General features: G+C 72.3%; 14 protein-coding genes. 6 read left to right on the top strand and 8 right to left on the bottom strand.

Features of this window, described 5'->3' with window-relative positions; translation table 11 throughout:
- Positions 1–134 precede the first annotated feature (134 nt).
- Together ACH5AC_RS02800 and ACH5AC_RS02795 are read left to right on the top strand one after the other, a co-directional pair.
- The gene (locus ACH5AC_RS02800; RefSeq protein WP_398859765.1) at positions 135–1,682 is read left to right on the top strand and encodes an alpha/beta hydrolase; all 1,548 of its coding nucleotides are present in this window, start codon (positions 135–137) and stop codon (positions 1,680–1,682) included.
- Between the two features lie 135 nt (positions 1,683–1,817).
- On the top strand, positions 1,818–3,371 hold the full coding sequence (locus ACH5AC_RS02795; protein ID WP_398859764.1) for an alpha/beta hydrolase: 1,554 nt from the start codon (positions 1,818–1,820) through the stop codon (positions 3,369–3,371).
- 89 nt (positions 3,372–3,460) lie between these two features.
- Here the strand turns inward: ACH5AC_RS02795 and moeZ are convergent, their stop codons facing one another.
- The 7 genes from moeZ to ACH5AC_RS02760 all read right to left on the bottom strand — a co-directional run bounded on the left by moeZ (position 3,461) and on the right by ACH5AC_RS02760 (position 12,784).
- Positions 3,461–4,639: an adenylyltransferase/sulfurtransferase MoeZ gene (gene moeZ / locus ACH5AC_RS02790; protein WP_398859763.1), complete on the bottom strand. Its 1,179-nt coding sequence runs from the start codon at positions 4,637–4,639 to the stop codon at positions 3,461–3,463.
- 63 nt (positions 4,640–4,702) lie between these two features.
- Positions 4,703–5,446 carry a spherulation-specific family 4 protein gene (locus ACH5AC_RS02785; RefSeq protein ID WP_398859762.1) on the bottom strand — a complete coding sequence of 248 codons (744 nt, stop codon included), beginning with the start codon at positions 5,444–5,446 and terminating at the stop codon, positions 4,703–4,705.
- Positions 5,434–6,393, bottom strand: coding sequence for an NAD-dependent epimerase/dehydratase family protein (locus ACH5AC_RS02780; protein WP_398859761.1), 960 nt, complete (start codon positions 6,391–6,393; stop codon positions 5,434–5,436). Before ACH5AC_RS02780 ends, ACH5AC_RS02785 begins: the two co-directional genes overlap by 13 nt.
- Positions 6,394–6,512: 119 nt before the next feature.
- Positions 6,513–8,048 (bottom strand): hypothetical protein, encoded by a 1,536-nt coding sequence (locus ACH5AC_RS02775; RefSeq protein WP_398860066.1) that lies wholly within the window; start codon positions 8,046–8,048, stop codon positions 6,513–6,515.
- A gap of 137 nt (positions 8,049–8,185) precedes the next feature.
- Positions 8,186–10,009 carry a DUF3492 domain-containing protein gene (locus ACH5AC_RS02770; protein ID WP_398859759.1) on the bottom strand — a complete coding sequence of 608 codons (1,824 nt, stop codon included), beginning with the start codon at positions 10,007–10,009 and terminating at the stop codon, positions 8,186–8,188.
- A gap of 247 nt (positions 10,010–10,256) precedes the next feature.
- Positions 10,257–11,810, bottom strand: a complete 1,554-nt coding sequence (locus ACH5AC_RS02765; RefSeq protein WP_398859758.1) for a DUF3152 domain-containing protein — start codon at positions 11,808–11,810, stop codon at positions 10,257–10,259.
- An 8-nt stretch (positions 11,811–11,818) separates the two neighbouring features.
- Positions 11,819–12,784: an alpha/beta fold hydrolase gene (locus ACH5AC_RS02760; protein ID WP_398859757.1), complete on the bottom strand. Its 966-nt coding sequence runs from the start codon at positions 12,782–12,784 to the stop codon at positions 11,819–11,821.
- 165 nt (positions 12,785–12,949) lie between these two features.
- Here ACH5AC_RS02760 and ACH5AC_RS02755 point away from each other — a divergent pair, with 165 nt between their 5' ends.
- The 4 genes from ACH5AC_RS02755 to ACH5AC_RS02740 all read left to right on the top strand — a co-directional run bounded on the left by ACH5AC_RS02755 (position 12,950) and on the right by ACH5AC_RS02740 (position 14,863).
- Positions 12,950–13,174, top strand: a complete 225-nt coding sequence (locus tag ACH5AC_RS02755) for a hypothetical protein (protein ID WP_398859756.1) — start codon at positions 12,950–12,952, stop codon at positions 13,172–13,174.
- A gap of 214 nt (positions 13,175–13,388) precedes the next feature.
- Positions 13,389–14,030, top strand: coding sequence for a TetR/AcrR family transcriptional regulator (locus ACH5AC_RS02750; protein ID WP_398859755.1), 642 nt, complete (start codon positions 13,389–13,391; stop codon positions 14,028–14,030).
- A gap of 164 nt (positions 14,031–14,194) precedes the next feature.
- Positions 14,195–14,422 (top strand): DUF3107 domain-containing protein, encoded by a 228-nt coding sequence (locus ACH5AC_RS02745; RefSeq protein WP_398859754.1) that lies wholly within the window; start codon positions 14,195–14,197, stop codon positions 14,420–14,422.
- Positions 14,423–14,593: 171 nt separating this feature from the next.
- Positions 14,594–14,863 (top strand): hypothetical protein, encoded by a 270-nt coding sequence (locus ACH5AC_RS02740; RefSeq protein ID WP_398859753.1) that lies wholly within the window; start codon positions 14,594–14,596, stop codon positions 14,861–14,863.
- A 115-nt stretch (positions 14,864–14,978) separates the two neighbouring features.
- Here the strand turns inward: ACH5AC_RS02740 and ACH5AC_RS02735 are convergent, their stop codons facing one another.
- Positions 14,979–15,734 carry a ferritin-like fold-containing protein gene (locus ACH5AC_RS02735; protein WP_398859752.1) on the bottom strand — a complete coding sequence of 252 codons (756 nt, stop codon included), beginning with the start codon at positions 15,732–15,734 and terminating at the stop codon, positions 14,979–14,981.
- Positions 15,735–16,061 lie beyond the last annotated feature (327 nt).

The following is a 16,061-nucleotide window of genomic DNA, read 5'->3' as shown; positions in this document are numbered from 1 at the left end:
GCACGCATCCGCCAAGGCGCTCTCCAGGGCACGCATCCGTGAGGCTCTCAACGGCACAGGAGAGCGCAAGGGCGCGATCCCTCGTACGGCTCGTGCCCCGCGCGCGTGTGGGTGCGCGGCCCCAGGATGAGGGCATGCCCCACCGCTCCCGTCGGCGCGCCGCCGTTCTGACCGCCACCGCCGTTCTGCTGTCCTCCCTGGTGGCGGGGTGCGGCGATGACGGCTCCGAGGACGAGGAGCTGACGGAGCAGACGCTGAGCTGGAAGGACTGCCCGAAGCCGTCCCAGGCGGAGGGCGGCGGCAGCGCCCCCTCGCCACTGCCCGACGGCACCCGCTGGGAGTGCGCCACCATGAAGGCGCCCCTGGACTGGGACGATCCGGAGGGCGACAGGATCGGCATCGCCCTGATCCGCGCCCGGGCCGACGGCGAGGCGAGCGAGCGCATCGGCTCACTGGTGTTCAACTTCGGCGGTCCGGGCGGCTCGGGCGTCACCGCGCTGCCCGCGTTCGGCGAGGACTACGCGAAACTGCGCACCCGCTACGACCTGGTGAGCTTCGACCCGCGCGGTGTCGGCCGCAGCGCCGGTGTGAGGTGCGAGAACGACCAGCAGCTCGACGCCTACTTCCAGCAGGACATGACACCGGACGACGCGGCGGAGCGCACCGCGCTGCTGGACAACACCAAGGAGTTCAACGCGGCCTGCGAGAAGAACTCCAAGAAGGTGCTGCCCCATGTGGCCACCACCGACGCGGCCCGCGACATGGACCTGATGCGCCACCTCCTCGGCGACGACCGGCTGTACTACTTCGGCATCTCCTACGGCACCGAGCTGGGCGGTGTGTACGCCCATCTGTTCCCGAGGAACGTCGGGCGGGCCGTCTTCGACGCGGTCGTCGACCCCACGCAGACACCCGAACAGGGCTCCCTCGGACAGGCCAGGGGCTTCCAGCGCGCGCTCGACAACTTCGCCGAGGACTGCACCTCGCAGATCGAGGACTGCCCCGTCGGGGACACCCCGCAGGACGTGAAGGACCGTATCGCCAAGCTGCTGAAGGGCCTCGACAGCAATCCTCTGCCCGGGATCTTCCCGCGCGAACTGACCCAGAGCGCCGCGACCAACGGCATCGCGCAGGCGCTGTACTCGAAGGACTTCTGGGAGTACCTGACCGAGGGCCTGGCGCAGGCTTACGCCGGGGACGGCAGAATCCTCATGCTGCTGTCCGACTCGCTGAACGGCCGCCGGGAGAACGGCGAGTACAGCAACCTCGCCGCCGCCAACGTGTCCATCAACTGCGCCGACGACAGGCCGCGCTACTCCGCCGAGCACGTCGAGCGCAGGCTGCCGGAGTTCCGGGCGGCCTCCAACCTGTTCGGGGACTTCCTGGCCTGGGGCATGGTGGGCTGCACCGACTGGCCGGTGGCCGGGGCCGCCGACCACCCGGACGTCAGCGCCCCGGGATCGGCTCCGATCCTCGTCGTGGGCAACACCGGCGACCCGGCCACCCCGTACGAGGGGATGCGGAAGATGGCCGCCGCGCTGGGTGAGGGCGTCGGGATCGAGCTGACGTACCGGGGGCAGGGGCACGGCGCGTACGACAGCGGGAACAAGTGCGTGCAGGACGCGATCAACGGCTACCTGCTGGACGGGAAGGTGCCGGCCGCCGGGACAGTCTGCTCCTGAAAGCCACTCAGCTCACAGGAGAACCAGCAGGTCAGAGAGTTATCCACAGGCTCCGCCGCGGCTGGCGTGATCCGCATACCATGGCCTGACCGCCGTTCGCCGCACGGTGCGGACGGCCTGCAAGGGGGGACGCACATGGCGCGTTTCGTACGGTGGACGGCGCTCGGTGCCGCCGCCGCACTGCTGATGACCGGCTGCGGAGGCGGCTCGTCGGGCGACGGAGACGACAGGAAGTCTGCGGACCGGAAGCCGGCGAGCTCCGCGCCGCCGTCGGCGAGTGCCTCGGCGAGCGTGGCCGCGCTGCCGGCCTCGCTGACCGGACAGAAGCTCGACTGGGGCCGCTGCAAGGGTTCCGGTGCGCCGGGCGACGAGTGGCAGTGCGCGACGCTGAAGGCACCGCTGAACTGGGCCGATCCGGGGGGCCGGACGATCGACCTGGCGCTGGTGCGCGCCAAGGCGCGGGGAGGGGACCGCATCGGGTCGCTGCTGTTCAACTTCGGTGGGCCCGGCGGCTCCGGGGTGTCGACGCTGCCGGCCTACGCCTCGACGGTCTCCTCGCTGCACCAGCGCTACGACCTGGTCAGCTGGGATCCGCGCGGGGTGGGCGCCAGTGAGGGCGTGCGCTGCCGTGGCGACAAGGAGATCCAGGCCGCCGAGTCGGTCGACGCGACCCCGGACACCCCGGCCGAGGAGACCGCGTACTTCGCGGACGCCGCCGACTTCGGCAAGGGCTGCCAGAAGGCCGCAGGTGACCTGATGGCCCACGTGTCGACCACCGACAGCGCCCGCGACATGGACCTGATGCGCCAGGTTCTCGGCGACTCGAAGATGCACTACTTCGGCATCTCCTACGGCACCGAACTGGGCGGTGTGTACGCCCACCTGTTCCCGAAGAACGTGGGACGGCTGCTCCTGGACGCGGTCGTCGACCCGACCGCCGACTCGGTGGGCCACGCGCAGAACCAGGCCCGGGGCTTCCAGCGGGCTCTTGAGAACTACCTCAGGTCCACGGGCCAGGACCCCGCCACGGGCACCCGGAAGATCGCCGACCTGCTCGATCGGATCGACGCCGAGCCGCTGCCGACGTCGTCCGGGCGGAAGCTGACGGAGACGCTCGCGATCACCGGCATCGTGCTGCCGCTGTACAGCGAGGCCGGCTGGCCGAGCCTGACCAGTGCGCTCAGGGCGGCCGAACAGGGCGACGGCTCGGAGCTGCTCTCGCTCGCCGACGCCTACAACGACCGTGACGCCTCGGGCCGCTACGGCACGACGACCCACTCGCAGCGGGTCATATCGTGCCTGGACCAGCGGCAGCGGCCGACGCAGGAGGAGACGAGGAAGCGGCTGCCGGAGTTCGAGAAGATCTCGCCCGTGTTCGGCGCCTTCCTCGGCTGGGACACGGCCGGGTGGTGCCACGACTGGCCGGTGGCCGGACAGTTCGACACACCGGACGTGAGCGCACCGGGCGCGGCACCGATCCTGCTGGTCGGCAACACCGGGGACCCGGCGACGCCGTACGAGGGCGCCCGGCGGATGGCCGACGAGCTGGGCAAGGGCGTCGGTGTGCTGCTCACCTGGGAGGGCGAGGGCCATGGGGCGTACGGCAGCGGCAGCGACTGCGTCGACTCGACGGTGGACGCCTACCTGCTGAAGGGCACCGTGCCGAAGGACGGCAAGGTCTGCTCATGACGACGGCGGGGGCCCCGGGCACCCGTGGTGCGCGAGGCCCCCGCCGACAGCCGACGCGGACGAGCCGGACGAGCTGGTCCAGCCGGGGCTCAGTAGACCGGCTTGTGCGGTTCGATCTGGTTGACCCAGCCGATGACGCCGCCGCCGACGTGGACGGCGTCGGCGAAGCCCGCGGACTTCAGTACGGCGAGGACTTCCGCACTGCGGACGCCCGTCTTGCAATGCAAGACGATCTTCTTGTCCTGCGGCATGCCTTCCAGGGCGGTGCCGAGCAGGAACTCGTTCTTCGGGATGAGCTTGGCGCCCGGGATGGAGACGATCTCGTACTCGTTCGGCTCGCGGACGTCGATGATCTCGATGTTCTCACCGTCGTCGATCCACTCCTTGAGCTGCTTGGGAGTGATCGTGGAGTCGGCGGCCGCCGCCTGGGCCTCCTCGGAGACCACGCCGCAGAACGCCTCGTAGTCGATGAGCTCGGTGACCGTCGGGTTCTCGCCGCAGACCGCGCAGCCCGGGTCCTTGCGGACCTTCACCTGGCGGTACTGCATCTCCAGGGCGTCGTAGATCATCAGCCGGCCGACCAGGGGCTCACCGGTGCCGGTGAGGACCTTGATGGCCTCGGTGACCTGGATGGAGCCGATGGACGCGCACAGCACGCCCAGCACGCCGCCCTCGGCGCAGGAGGGGACCATGCCGGGGGGCGGGGGCTCCGGGTAGAGGCAGCGGTAGCAGGGGCCGTGCTCGGACCAGAAGACGGACGCCTGGCCGTCGAAGCGGTAGATCGAGCCCCAGACGTACGGCTTGTTCAGCAGCACGCAGGCGTCGTTGACCAGGTAGCGGGTCGCGAAGTTGTCCGTGCCGTCGACGATCAGGTCGTACTGGCTGAAGATGTCCATCACGTTGTCGGCCTCGAGCCGCTCCTCGTGAAGGATCACGTTCACGTACGGGTTGATGCCCTTGACGGAGTCACGGGCGGACTCGGCCTTGGAGCGGCCGATGTCGGACTGGCTGTGGATGATCTGGCGCTGCAGGTTCGACTCGTCGACCTCGTCGAACTCCACGATGCCGAGGGTGCCCACACCTGCGGCGGCCAGGTACATCAACGCCGGCGAGCCGAGGCCGCCGGCGCCCACGCAGAGCACCTTCGCGTTCTTCAGCCGCTTCTGCCCGTCCATCCCCACGTCGGGGATGATCAGGTGGCGGGAGTACCTGCGGACCTCGTCTACGGTGAGCTCAGCGGCTGGCTCTACCAGCGGTGGCAGCGACACGGGGACTCCGTTGGTCGGTCAATAAGTACGGTTGTTCTTCCCGTAACAGTGCCATGGGCTTTTTCATTCCGAGACACCCGTTCCGATCCGCGAGACAATTTCGTCCCAGTAGCCGGGCATGGTCTCCCACGGGTCGACCCGGCCGCCGCCGTCGCTGCGGTCGGTGAACCAGATGGTGGCCGCGCCCTGCCAGCGGGCGATGCGCAACGCCTCGTCCAGGTGCGGGCGGGGCACCCCGTGCACGAAGTGGCAGAAGCGCTCCGGCGGATGGTCGGCGGTCCACTCCGCCACCTGCGACCAGCGGTAGTCGGCCCAGGCGCCGCAGAAGGTGACCAGTTGGTCGCAGGTCTCGGCGTAGCCGGGGTGCGGGTGGGTGCCGTGGCCGAGGACGATGTGGGACTCGTCACGCAGGCCGCGCAGCGCGGCGACCGTGCGGCGCACCTCCGGGAGCGCGTCGCCGGTGTCGGGGCAGCGGTCCAGGAGGAAGCCGTCGACCTGGTACCAGTCGGTGTACCGGTGGGCCTCGGAGAGCAGGTCGGCGCGGGCGCGGTGGGCGGCGTCGAGGTGGCCGAGGACGCGCACGCCGACGCTGCGCAACCGGCCCGCCGCCTCCAGGCAGTGCGGGTCGGGTCGGGCGCCGGGACCGTCGGCGACGTTGAGGACGACCCAGTGAAGCGGGGCGCCGGGGCGGGCGAGTTCGCCCCACTCGGCGGGGGCGAGCAGAGGGTGGGCCAGGCCGGGCATGCCGAGGCCCGCATGGCGCTCGGTGGTCCGGGCGTCGGTCGCGGTGCTGGTCAGATACGGCATGCCGCCTCCATCCAGATGTCGGCGAGGGACTCTTCGAGGTTGATGCGCGGCCGCCAGCCGAGCCGGTCGCGCGCGGTGCGCACATCGGCCTGCTGCCAGCTGCCACAGCCGTCCGGGTACGGGTACGCGACCGGCGCCGGGTGGTCGGGGTCGTGGCGGGGGTGGCCGATGGGGGCGCGCAGGGCGCCGGGTGGGCCGTCGAGTTCGTGGAGGGCGCCGCCGTACCCGGCGACGCGCGCCAGCGTCGCGGCGGCGTCCCGCAGCCGGACGGCGCGACCGGAGCCGATGTTGATGACGCCCTGGGCGGCGGAGAGCGAGGCGGCGTGCACGGCGCGGGCGACGTCGCGGACGTCGACGAAGTCGCGCTGCGCGCCGAGGCCGCCGAGCTTGAGTTCGCCGTCGCCGGACTGCATGGCGCGGCGCATCGCCTCGGCGAGCCGGCCGAGCGGGGAACCGGCGGGGGTGCCCGGCCCGACGGGCGAGAAGACGCGCAACACCACCGCGTCGAGCCCCGAGCCGAGGACGAGTTCCGTCGCGGCGAGCTTGCTGACGCCGTACGGGCCGCCGGGGCGCGGCACGGCGTCCTCGGCGGTGGACGAGCCGGGCTGGCTCGGGCCGTACTCGGCGCCGCAGCCGATCTGCACCAGCCGGGCCCCGCAGCCGCTGCGCCGCAGGGCCTCGCACACGGTGGCGACGGCCACGGTGTTGTGCCGGGTCAGTTCGCGGGCGCCGCCGCGGGTGGCGCCGGCGCAGTTGATGACGACCTGGGGGTGGACCGCGTCGAGGAAGCGGGTGAGCGCGCCGGGGCTGCCGGTCGCCAGGTCGAAGCGGACGTCGGCGTCGTCGCCGCGGCCGAGCGCGGTGAGCTGGACGGCCGGGTCGGCGAGCAGACGGTCGGCGACGAAGCGGCCGAGGTAGCCGTTGGCTCCGATCAGCAGGACCCTCATCGTGCGGCTCCCGGGGTGTGCGCTCCGGTCGCTCCGGATCGGGAGGTGGTCATCTGGTCTCTCCTTCAAGGGTGTTGCGGTTGCCTGCACAAGGGGCGGTGGGGGAGCGCCGTACGTCGTCACGGTCGGTCCGCGCGAGCGTGGGCCGATGCCTTGGTCAGGGTGCGGGTGGCGTGGATCAGCAGGGTCAGGGCGCCCGCTCCGCAGACGAGCGCCGGTACGCCGGCCGGCCCGCAGGCGCCCACCAGGACGTCGACGGGGGCGGTGAGGAAGCCGCAGCCGGGCAGCCGGCCCGCGAAGACGGTGGCCAGGGCGCCCGCCTCGGCGACGGCGGCGGCCGTGAGGACGACCTTCGGCGCATGGGTGAAGCCGTGCATGGCGAGGAGGCGGGCAAGCAGCAGAACGGTGCCGAGGGTCAGCGTCTCCGCGTAGGCGGAGGGTTCGTCCAGGGCCTTGGTGCACAGGCCGGTCAGTGCGGTGAGCGCGACCGCGTACCCGGCGACCGTGCCGAGCAGCAGCGGTCGTACGGAGGCGGCGAACTCCTCCAGGCCGCGGCTGGCGGCCAGTCTGCGCCCGGCGCGTACGGCGAAGAGGTGCGCGCACCAGGCGGCGGGCGCGCAGGCCAGGGCGAGGGCGAGCAGCGGGGCGACGGCGACCGGCCAGGGGCTGTCCGGGGCGCCGGTGGGCAGGCCCTCCGGGCCCGCGTCGACGGCCGCGCCCAGCAGCCCGTCGCCGAGGACGGCGTAGGCCAGCAGCCACCAGGTCGATGCGGCCGTGCCGGGTGGGGAGGGCCGGGTACGGTCGCGCGGGCCGAGCGGGCCGTGACGCAGGACCGCGCGCAGGGCGAGGGCGAGGGCGAGCGTCCCGGCGGCGACGACAGCCAGGCGCGCGCGGCCGTCGGTGAGCCGCAGACCGGCGGCGGTCGCGGCGCACAGCGCGCCGGGGAGCAGGGGCAGCAGGACGAGGGCGACCCGGTGCCCCGGGGACGCGTCCGGGGCCGGGCCCGGCGCGGGCGCCTGAGCCGTCCGGTCGGTACCGGCGCGTGCCGGGCGGGTGGAGTTGTCGCCGTCGCGCGGCACGCGCGCGTACATCTCCTCCGCGAGGGAGAAGACGTCGCGGTGCCGGAAGCGGGCAGCGGTGCGGTCGGTGACGCCGTGCGCCTCCAGCCCCGCCGCGATCTCCAACGGATCCACGGCCCGCTCGCACAGCACACGGTGACGGTGCATCAGGGCCTTCACGGGGTCGGCTGCGCCACGACGGGGGGTGGCGGCCTGGTTCCGGCTCGCGGGGGGCTGGCTCCGGCTCGCTGGGGGCTGGCTTGGGCACGCAGCGGGCCGGCTCGGGCCTGCGGTGGGCTGCTCGGCGGGCCTTCGCGCCTGCCCGAGGGCCCGATCACCGGGCTCCCTCAGCGTCGTCGGCTCCGACTCACCCAGGTCAACCGATTCAACCGATTCAACCGATTCAACCGGTTCGCCCGACTCCCCCGGCTCAGTCCGCGTCCCCAAGCCACTCGGCCCGCCGGGCCCACTCGGCCCCCCGGGCCCACTCCGCACCCCGGACTCACTCCGTGTCCCCAAGCCACTCGGCTTCCCCCCATCACCTGGCACCCCCGCCTCGCCCCGCCCCGACTCGGGCGGTTCCCCGGCTCCCCCCATCCCCGTCGGGTCCCCCACTGCCCCCGCCCCCGGACGCCCCGGCCCGACCGGCTCCCCCGCAGCCCACTCCCGCGACCGCTCGTCCCACGCGCCGGGGCCTCCCGGGGTGCCGGGGCGGTCGAGTTCTCCCAGGCCGCTCATCGGGCCCCCTCTCCCGCCGGCATGGCCGGCACCGTGCCCCGTACCGGCGGGCCCGCCGCCCAGCCCGTGCTGCGCCGGGCGGTGACCCGGGAGGTCAGGGTCGTCCAGCGGCCCGGGACATGCGCCTCGGCCGGGACGGCGAACGGCAGCGGCTCACCGGCCTCGTCGAGGACGACTCTCCGGACCGGGCACTGCGCGACGATCTCCAGATAGATGCCGTGGAACGCCGCGATGTTCTGCTCGACGGTGAACAGTTCGAGCGCGCGAGCGCGGGCGGCCGCGCCCAGGCGCGCACGGCGCTCGGGATCACGCAGCAGCGCCACGCACGCCTCCGCGAGCGCCCGCGGATTGCGCGGCGGCACGACGAGCCCCGTACCGCCGATCGCCTCGACGACCGCGCCGACGTCGGTCGAGACGGTCGCCCGCCCGCAGAACATGGCCTCGACAAGGCCGAGGGGGAACCCCTCGACGACGCTGGACAGCACGACTACGGCAGCCGAGCCGTACGCCTCCGCGAGGGTCGGCGCCTCGGGGCCGCCGATCTCCTCGAAGGAGACCGGGTTGTCGCCGACGCAGTGGCGCCCCTCGGCCTCGTCGGGGAAGAGCTGGGCGGCGAGCACCCGGCAGTGCCCCAGGTACGCCTCCCCCTCGGGCCCGACCGGCGCGCCGATGATCCGCAGGCGTGCCCTGGGCTCCTCCTTACGCACCTCGGCGAAGGCGTGCAGCAGGGACACCAGGTCCTTGGTCGGTTCCACGCGCCCCACCCAGACCAGCGTGTCGGGGTCGCCGCTGTACGGGGCCTCGCCCACCTCGGCGAAGCGGGTGGCGTCCATACCCGGGTAGACGGTGCGCAGCTTGGCCCGGTCGGCGCCGCAACGCTCCTGCCAGCGACGGGTGTGTGCGTTGCCGGGGGTGATGTACGCGGCCTGCCGGTACACCTCGGCGGCGAGCCGCCCGTGGAAGGCGGCGAGCAGCGCCCGCACGGCGGGAGCCTCCCCACCGAAAGACCCGGAAGAACCGGAAGAACCGGAAGAACCGCAAGGACCGGAGGAGTCGGAAGAACCGGAGGATCTCGAAGAACCGAAGGAACCGGAAGCCCCCCCGCCCGCCAGGTAATGCGTCCGAAGCCGCACCCCGTACTCCGTCACCAGCAGTGGCACTCCCAAAAAGTGCCGGGCGAGCAGCCCCGGCAGGGCCGCGGCCCCGCCGGAGGCCGCGTGGCACAGATCGACGGCGCCCAGGTCGTCGTCCTCGTACCAGTCGAGCGAGAGGGGGCGCAGGGCGCGCTCCAGGTGTGCGGTGACGGCGAGCAGATCGGGCACGCGCGCCTCACGCGCCGTGCGCGGCGCACCAGGCGCGCGGCAGGCGCGCTCAAGGGCGCGTACCGCGCTCTCCGAGCGGAGCGCCCCCGACAGCCCGCCCGCCTCGTGCGCCAGCTCGGCGAGCCCGTACAGAGCGTTGGTGAAACGGTCCGCCTCAGGGGCGGGACCATCCTGCTCGCCGTCAACGAAGGGCCGCTCGCCGGAGGCGCCCTCGCACAGGGCGGCCACCAGTGCGCCGTAGCACTCGGCGAAGCGCCGGCGCGCGCGCCGCCCGTACGCGATCCCGTCGTGGCCGTTCGTCCACAGCGGCGCCGTGCGCACGCGAGCGACCTGCGGCGGAAGCTCGACCCAACCGCGCTCCTCCTGCTCTTCGCTGCGACTGAGCGCGTAGACGTCGAACTCGTGCTGCCCGAGCCCGCGTACGAGCCGGTCGCACCACAGTCCGGCGTCACCGCCCACATACGGATAGCCGCCCTCCGTCAGCAGTCCGATGCGCACAAGTGCACCCCCGATCTCCCGTTAGGGGAGCCGCCGTTGACCCGGCGGCTCGCAGCGGGACGAACGTATGCGGACAAGGCGGTGGCGCGATGGACGGTTGTCCGTCGCGCCACCAAAAGGGGTGAACGGTCGTAACTTTCCCGTGCGGGTCGCGTTCCGTCGCGCTAAGAGATCAGATGCGCACAAAAAGTGACGGCCGTCACTCGCGGAGACCTACTACTCGGGCCCGCACACGAGTGCGAGGTCGTCAGCTCCCCGGGTACGGCCAGGGGTTGGGCAGGCAGCGGATGCCGTCGTGGTCGAGGAACTTGGTCTGCTGCTGCATGACCGGGGCCAGCTCGCCGTTCTTGTCGCAGGTCACATGGTTGTAGCCGAGCCGGTGGCCGATCTCGTGGTTGATGAGCATCTGCCGGTAGCCGTGAATGTCGTCGCCGTACGTCTCCGCGCCCTGTGCCCATCGATAGGCGTTGATCATCACACGGTCGGTGGCGGCCGAGTCGCAGGAGACATTGTCCTCCGTGGTGTCCAGCCCGGACTTCGCACACCAGTCGGCGGTGGTGCCGGGGCTGGCGAGGGTGATGACGAAGTCCGGCCGGCCGCTGTGGATCCGCTCGAAGGTACGGGCACCGCTGTGCGCCCAGCTGCGGTCGTCGTTGAGCGTCTTCTGCACGGCCTGCGCGAAGAGTTCCCCGTCGAGGCCGAGTCCCTGCTCGACGTCCACGCGGTAGGTGTACTTCCGCCCCTTGCCCGGCGCCTTGGCGATCCCCGGTACGGCGTCGAACTTCCCCGAGCCGTCGAGCGTGGCGCTGAGCGCGTACTTGGCGTCCATCTTCTGCTCGTACGTCAGTGGCTTCGCCTCGGCTGACGCGGAGGGCGACACCGACGGGCTCGGCCGGTCGTCGCCGCGTGAGGCGGGATCGCGGGCGTCCCTGGCCGCCTGGTCGGCCGCCGCCTGCGACCGCGCGTCCCGGTCCGGGCGGTCGGTGACCTGCCCGGCCACGACCACGGCGAGCACGGTGGTGACGGCGGCGGCTGCGATGCCGGTGAAGGCACGCCCCTTGCCGCCCCTGGAGGGAGCGGGCTCGCCGGTCGGAGGCGCGTCGTCGGGATCACCGGGGATCCCGTCCCAGTCGGCGACGGAGGGGTGCGGGATCCCCGCACCGGCGGTCGGCACCTGACGCCGCCGGCCGAAGACGTCGCCGTCCTCGTCGAAGGCGTCCAGGTACTCCGGCCGCGGCCCGGAGCCGTGCATCGGCCGCTGCCGGGGTACGACGGGCTGTGGCCCGGTCGCCACACCAGCGCCCCCCAGCTCACCCCAGCCGCCCCCGAACTCCCGCTGCTCGGGGTGACCACCACGGACCTGGGGAAAGCCATGCGCGGGCGTGCCGTCGGGCAGCCGGGGAGTACCGTGCGCCGGGGTACCGTCGGGCAGCCGCGGCATGCCATGGGCGGGGGTCCCGTCCGGAAAGCGCGGCACCCCACGCGCAGGACCCCCCTCCGGAAACCGCGGCACCCCACGCGCCGGCGTGCCGTACAAGGGAGTGCCACCCCCGTACGGAGGCGCACCGTGCCACCCCTCCCCGTCACCCCGGGAGCCCCTCGGCTCCTGAAACCCCTGAGACCCCTGAGGCTGCTGACGCCCCTGCTGATGAGGCAGCTGGGGCCCCCGCGGCGCCGCGCTCCCCCTATCGCCCCCTGAATCCCCCTGGGACTCGCTTCGGGGCTCACTCCTCGGCTGGCTCCTGGGCGCACCCTTCGGCGCACTCTTGGGCGCAGGCCCCCGTCGGCTGTGGCGTCCCACCGCTCGTCTCAGCTCCCCACGGAGGACGTCGTCGCGAGGAGTTCGCGGAACGCGGTCGCGACCGTGTCCGGGTACTCCATCATCGCCACGTGTCCGGCGGCCGGCAGCGTGAGCAGGCGGGAGTCACGGAAGGCGCGGGCGGCCCGCTGGGCCATGCGGAAGCCGACCAGTTGGTCACGCCCGCCGTAGACCAGCAGGGTCGGTGCGAGGACGCGCTCGGCCTGGCGCCAGAGCCCCTGTTGGCCGCCCAGGGTGTACGCGTTGACGAGCCCGCGCGCGGAGCGGGTCATCGCGTCCCAGAAGTACGGCAGTCGCAACCGCCGCTCCAGTTCCTCCACGGCGTGCTCGAACGCCTCCGGCGTCACCCGCCCCGGGTCGCCGTAGCACAACGCCATGACGCCCCGGACCCGCTGCTCGGCCGTCCACTCTCGGGTGAGCCGGCTGAACAGCGCGGCCGCGCCGGGTACGCCGAGCAGTCCCGTCGGCACGGCGGTCCGCTGGACGCGCAGCTCCGGCAGGGCGGGCGAGACGAGGGTCAGGGTGCGCACGAGGTCGGGCCGTACGGCGGCGACGCGCGTCGACACGGCTCCGCCGAGCGAGTTGCCGAAGAGATGGACGGGCCCGCGGCCGACCGCGTCGAGATAACGGATCACCGCGCGCGCGTGCGCGGTGACGGAGTAGTCGCCGTCGTCGGGCGGCGGGGAGTCACCGAAGCCGGGCAGGTCGACCGCCTCGCTCTCGACGGCCCCGTCGAGCAGCGCCATCAGGGCGGACCAGTTCTGCGAGGAACCGCCGAGGCCGTGTACGTAGAGAGCGGGCTGGAGCCCCTCGCGCGCGGGGGGACGCGACCGGATCGTCAGGCTGACGCCGGGCAGTCCGACGGACCTCAGCCGCTCACCGTCCGCGACCCGGACGGGCACCGCCTTCGGCAGCACACTGGTGGGCGGCACTGACGGCAGCTCGGTCGAAGACATGCCGCAATGTTACGAGACGATCACGTCGTGGTTCACGTGTTCGGCGTCACAGATAGTGCGCACCCGACATGGCATCCGGAACGCGGTTCTCCTAGGCTCGTAGCACAGGGCACCCGCGTGTGGCCCCTGCTTCTCTCAGGGATGTCCGTTGGAAGGGAGCCCACCATGGCCGTCGACCCCACCGACCCCGAGACCTTCGAGCAGCTCGACACGGAGGTGCCCGCGGAGTACGACGTGGAAGCCCCGCAGACCGACGCCGCCGAACAGCACGCCGACGTCAAGCCCGAACGGGACGACCCCATGGAGGACGTCGACCCGGCCCGCGCGAACGAGGCCGATCTCGTCGAACAGGCCCGGGTCGTCTCCCTGGACGAGGACGACTACCGCTGACGCCCCCCACTCACGACGGCACCTCACGGAGGCGGAGAAACCGGGCCATTCTGCCCGGGCTACTCCGGTTTGAAACGTTTTGCGTGACTGTTCCCGCTGTCCGGTCCGTGAAATTCTGCGCTCGCACTGCGCACACCGCGGTTACCGAAAAGTACGATGGCGGGCGCAGCGGCACACCGCATGTGGACGACTGTGGACGACTTTGGGAGGCGGCGTGACAGCCATCGAGCAGACAGAGGCGGCACGCCCGAGGGGCACGCGCCTGCCGCGCCGTGCCCGACGGAACCAGCTGCTGGGCGCCGCCCAGGAGGTCTTCGTGGCGCAGGGCTACCACTCCGCCGCGATGGACGACATCGCCGAGCGCGCCGGGGTCAGCAAGCCGGTGCTCTACCAGCACTTCCCGGGCAAACTCGACCTCTATCTCGCACTGCTGGACCAGCACTGCGAGTCCCTGATCCAGGCCGTACGGAACGCGCTCGCGTCGACGACCGACAACAAGCAGCGTGTCCGGGCGACCATGGACGCCTATTTCGCGTACGTCGAGGACGACGGCGGCGCCTTCCGCCTGGTCTTCGAGTCCGACCTGACGAACGAGCCCGCCGTGCGTGAGCGCGTCGACAAGGTGACGAACGACTGTGCCGAGGCGATCCGCGACGTCATCGCCGAGGACACCGGCCTCTCGCCCGCGGAGGCCATGCTGCTCGCCTCCGGCCTCGGCGGGCTGGCCCAGGTGGTGGCCCGTTCCTGGCTGAACAGCGACCGCAGTGTCCCGCGCGACGAGGCGGTCCAGTTGCTGGCCTCGCTGGCCTGGCGCGGCATCGCCGGCTTCCCGCTGCACGGCACCGAGCAGCACTGAGCGGCATCGAGTGGCGCCGAGTCCGTCGCCCCGGGGATTGTTCCCGGCCGCTGTTCGCTCCTGGCGTGGACGGCCACGCCGTGTCCGTCCCCTCACCGGGCTAATGTGTGCAGCGTACGGCGCGGACGCCCGCGCACCGCAGTGACCGTCGGAGGGACATAGCCGTGGAGGTCAAGATCGGCGTGCAGCACGCGCCCCGCGAGATCGTTCTGGAGAGCGGTCAGACTGCCGAGGAGGTCGAGCGCGTGGTGGCCGAGGCACTGGCCGGGAAGTCGCAGCTGCTCAGCCTCGTGGACGAGCACGGCCGCAAGGTCCTGGTCCCGGCGGACCGCCTCGCGTATGTCGAGCTGGGCGAGCCGGCACCGCGCAAGGTGGGCTTCGGCGCACTGTAGTCGACAGCACGTCAGAGGGGCCCGGCGACGGAAAAGCCGCCGGGCCCCTCTGATCGTTCTCCGCCACGGACGGAGCACATCTCACTCACGGGTGAGGATTGGATTCCGCAGGTCACGGGTATGACGGGCTACGACCCTGATGCACAGCCCGGCCGTCTGGGAGGGATCCGCATGATCTTGGAAGCGCTCGGCTCGGCTGTGCTCGGCATCGCGCTCGCCTGGGCGGCGATCCACCGCCTCTCCCACCGTCTGCCCGCCCCCACCCTGGTCCTGGCGACCGGAGCGGCCGGCGCCCTGCTCGGCGCCTTCCTCACGGCCGGCGCCCTGGAGTCGAGCAGCGTCGTCCTCACCCTGGTGGGAGCGGCAGTGGTCTCAGCGGCTTCCCTGTCCCTCCTCCTGCGCCCCTCACCCCGCCTCCGCCGACGATCAGCGACGGCGTAAGCCGGAGCTGCCCAGGGGCGCGGGGCTGTATCGATATGCGGCTCCGCCGCGCGGGCGCGACGAGCCACAACGGCCCCGCAGCCGCGCGACGACGGAAACCACCCCCCACGAAGCGCTACGCCGCCAGGCCCAGCGCAGCCATCCGCTTCGTGTGCGCCTCAGTGATCCGCGAGAACATCTTCCCGACCTCCGCGAGATCGAACCCGTCGGCGACGCCACCCACCAGCATCGTCGACAGCGCATCCCGCTCCGCGACGACCCGCTGCGACTGCGACAGCGCCTCCCCCATCAACCGCCGTGCCCACAGCGCCAGTCGACCGCCCACCCGCGGATCCGCGTCGATCGCCGCCCGCACCCGCTCCACCGCGAAACCGGCGTGCCCGGTGTCGTCGAGCACCGCCAGCACCAGCGCGCGGGTGTCGGAGTCCAGCCGTACGGCGACCTCGCGGTAGAAGTCGCTGGCGATCGAGTCTCCGACGTACGCCTTGACCAGGCCCTCCAGCCAGTCCGAGGGCGCCGTCTGCTTGTGGAACCCGTCCAGCGCCGCGACGAACGGCTCCATGGCGGCCGTCGGCTCGGCCCCGATCTCCGTGAGCCGGTCCCGCAGCCGCTCGAAGTGGTGGAACTCGGCGGACGCCATTTTGGCCAGCTCCGCCTTGTCCTCCAGGGTGGGCGCCAGCTTGGCGTCCTCCGCGAGCCGCTCGAACGCGGCGAGCTCGCCGTACGCGAGGGCGCCCAGCAGGTCCACGACAGCGGCGCGGTACTGCGGGTCGGCACAGGCCGTGGCCCAGTCCTGGGCCGCGATACCGGTGGCGGAATTCTCGGGAGTCTCAGCGTTCTCGGGCTTGTCAGAGGTCGTCATGAAGCGCACAATAGCCCGCTCGCCGCCCCGCGGAAGTCCCTGGTCAATCAGTGTGACCCCGACGACGCGCACGACCGGGTCCGGCACCGGGTCCGGTGATGTGACAACCACTACGTGACCGAATCGGTCATCGCGAGTGCGCGATTCCGGGGTATGGTGGTAATGCGCCTGCCGAGTATTCGACGGGCCGCACGTATGAGGATGCCCGGTCGGTGGCCCGATCGGCTCCGACCCGACAGCCCTCTTGGCCGTACGGCACTGTGCGTACGACAACCGGAGGGACACCCTCAGCGGTACGAGCGCTGAGCCTGCCCGGCGGATCAGGCCGGAGGAAAC

The sequence above is a fragment of the Streptomyces sp. NPDC018693 genome (genome assembly GCF_044391385.1).
Classification (GTDB): domain Bacteria; phylum Actinomycetota; class Actinomycetes; order Streptomycetales; family Streptomycetaceae; genus Streptomyces.
Note: the sequence above shows the minus strand (reverse complement) of the source record. Positions and strands in the feature narration are given on the sequence as shown.

Coding starts and splice junctions, on each gene's coding strand:
- ACH5AC_RS02740 (WP_398859753.1), top strand. CDS start 14,594: ATGATCTTGGAAGCGCTCGGCTCGGCTGTGCTCGGCATCGCGCTCGCC.
- ACH5AC_RS02785 (WP_398859762.1), bottom strand. CDS start 5,446: ATGCCGTATCTGACCAGCACCGCGACCGACGCCCGGACCACCGAGCGC.
- ACH5AC_RS02755 (WP_398859756.1), top strand. CDS start 12,950: ATGGCCGTCGACCCCACCGACCCCGAGACCTTCGAGCAGCTCGACACG.
- ACH5AC_RS02800 (WP_398859765.1), top strand. CDS start 135: ATGCCCCACCGCTCCCGTCGGCGCGCCGCCGTTCTGACCGCCACCGCC.
- ACH5AC_RS02760 (WP_398859757.1), bottom strand. CDS start 12,784: ATGTCTTCGACCGAGCTGCCGTCAGTGCCGCCCACCAGTGTGCTGCCG.
- ACH5AC_RS02775 (WP_398860066.1), bottom strand. CDS start 8,048: ATGGGGGGAGCCGGGGAACCGCCCGAGTCGGGGCGGGGCGAGGCGGGG.
- ACH5AC_RS02780 (WP_398859761.1), bottom strand. CDS start 6,393: ATGAGGGTCCTGCTGATCGGAGCCAACGGCTACCTCGGCCGCTTCGTC.
- ACH5AC_RS02795 (WP_398859764.1), top strand. CDS start 1,818: ATGGCGCGTTTCGTACGGTGGACGGCGCTCGGTGCCGCCGCCGCACTG.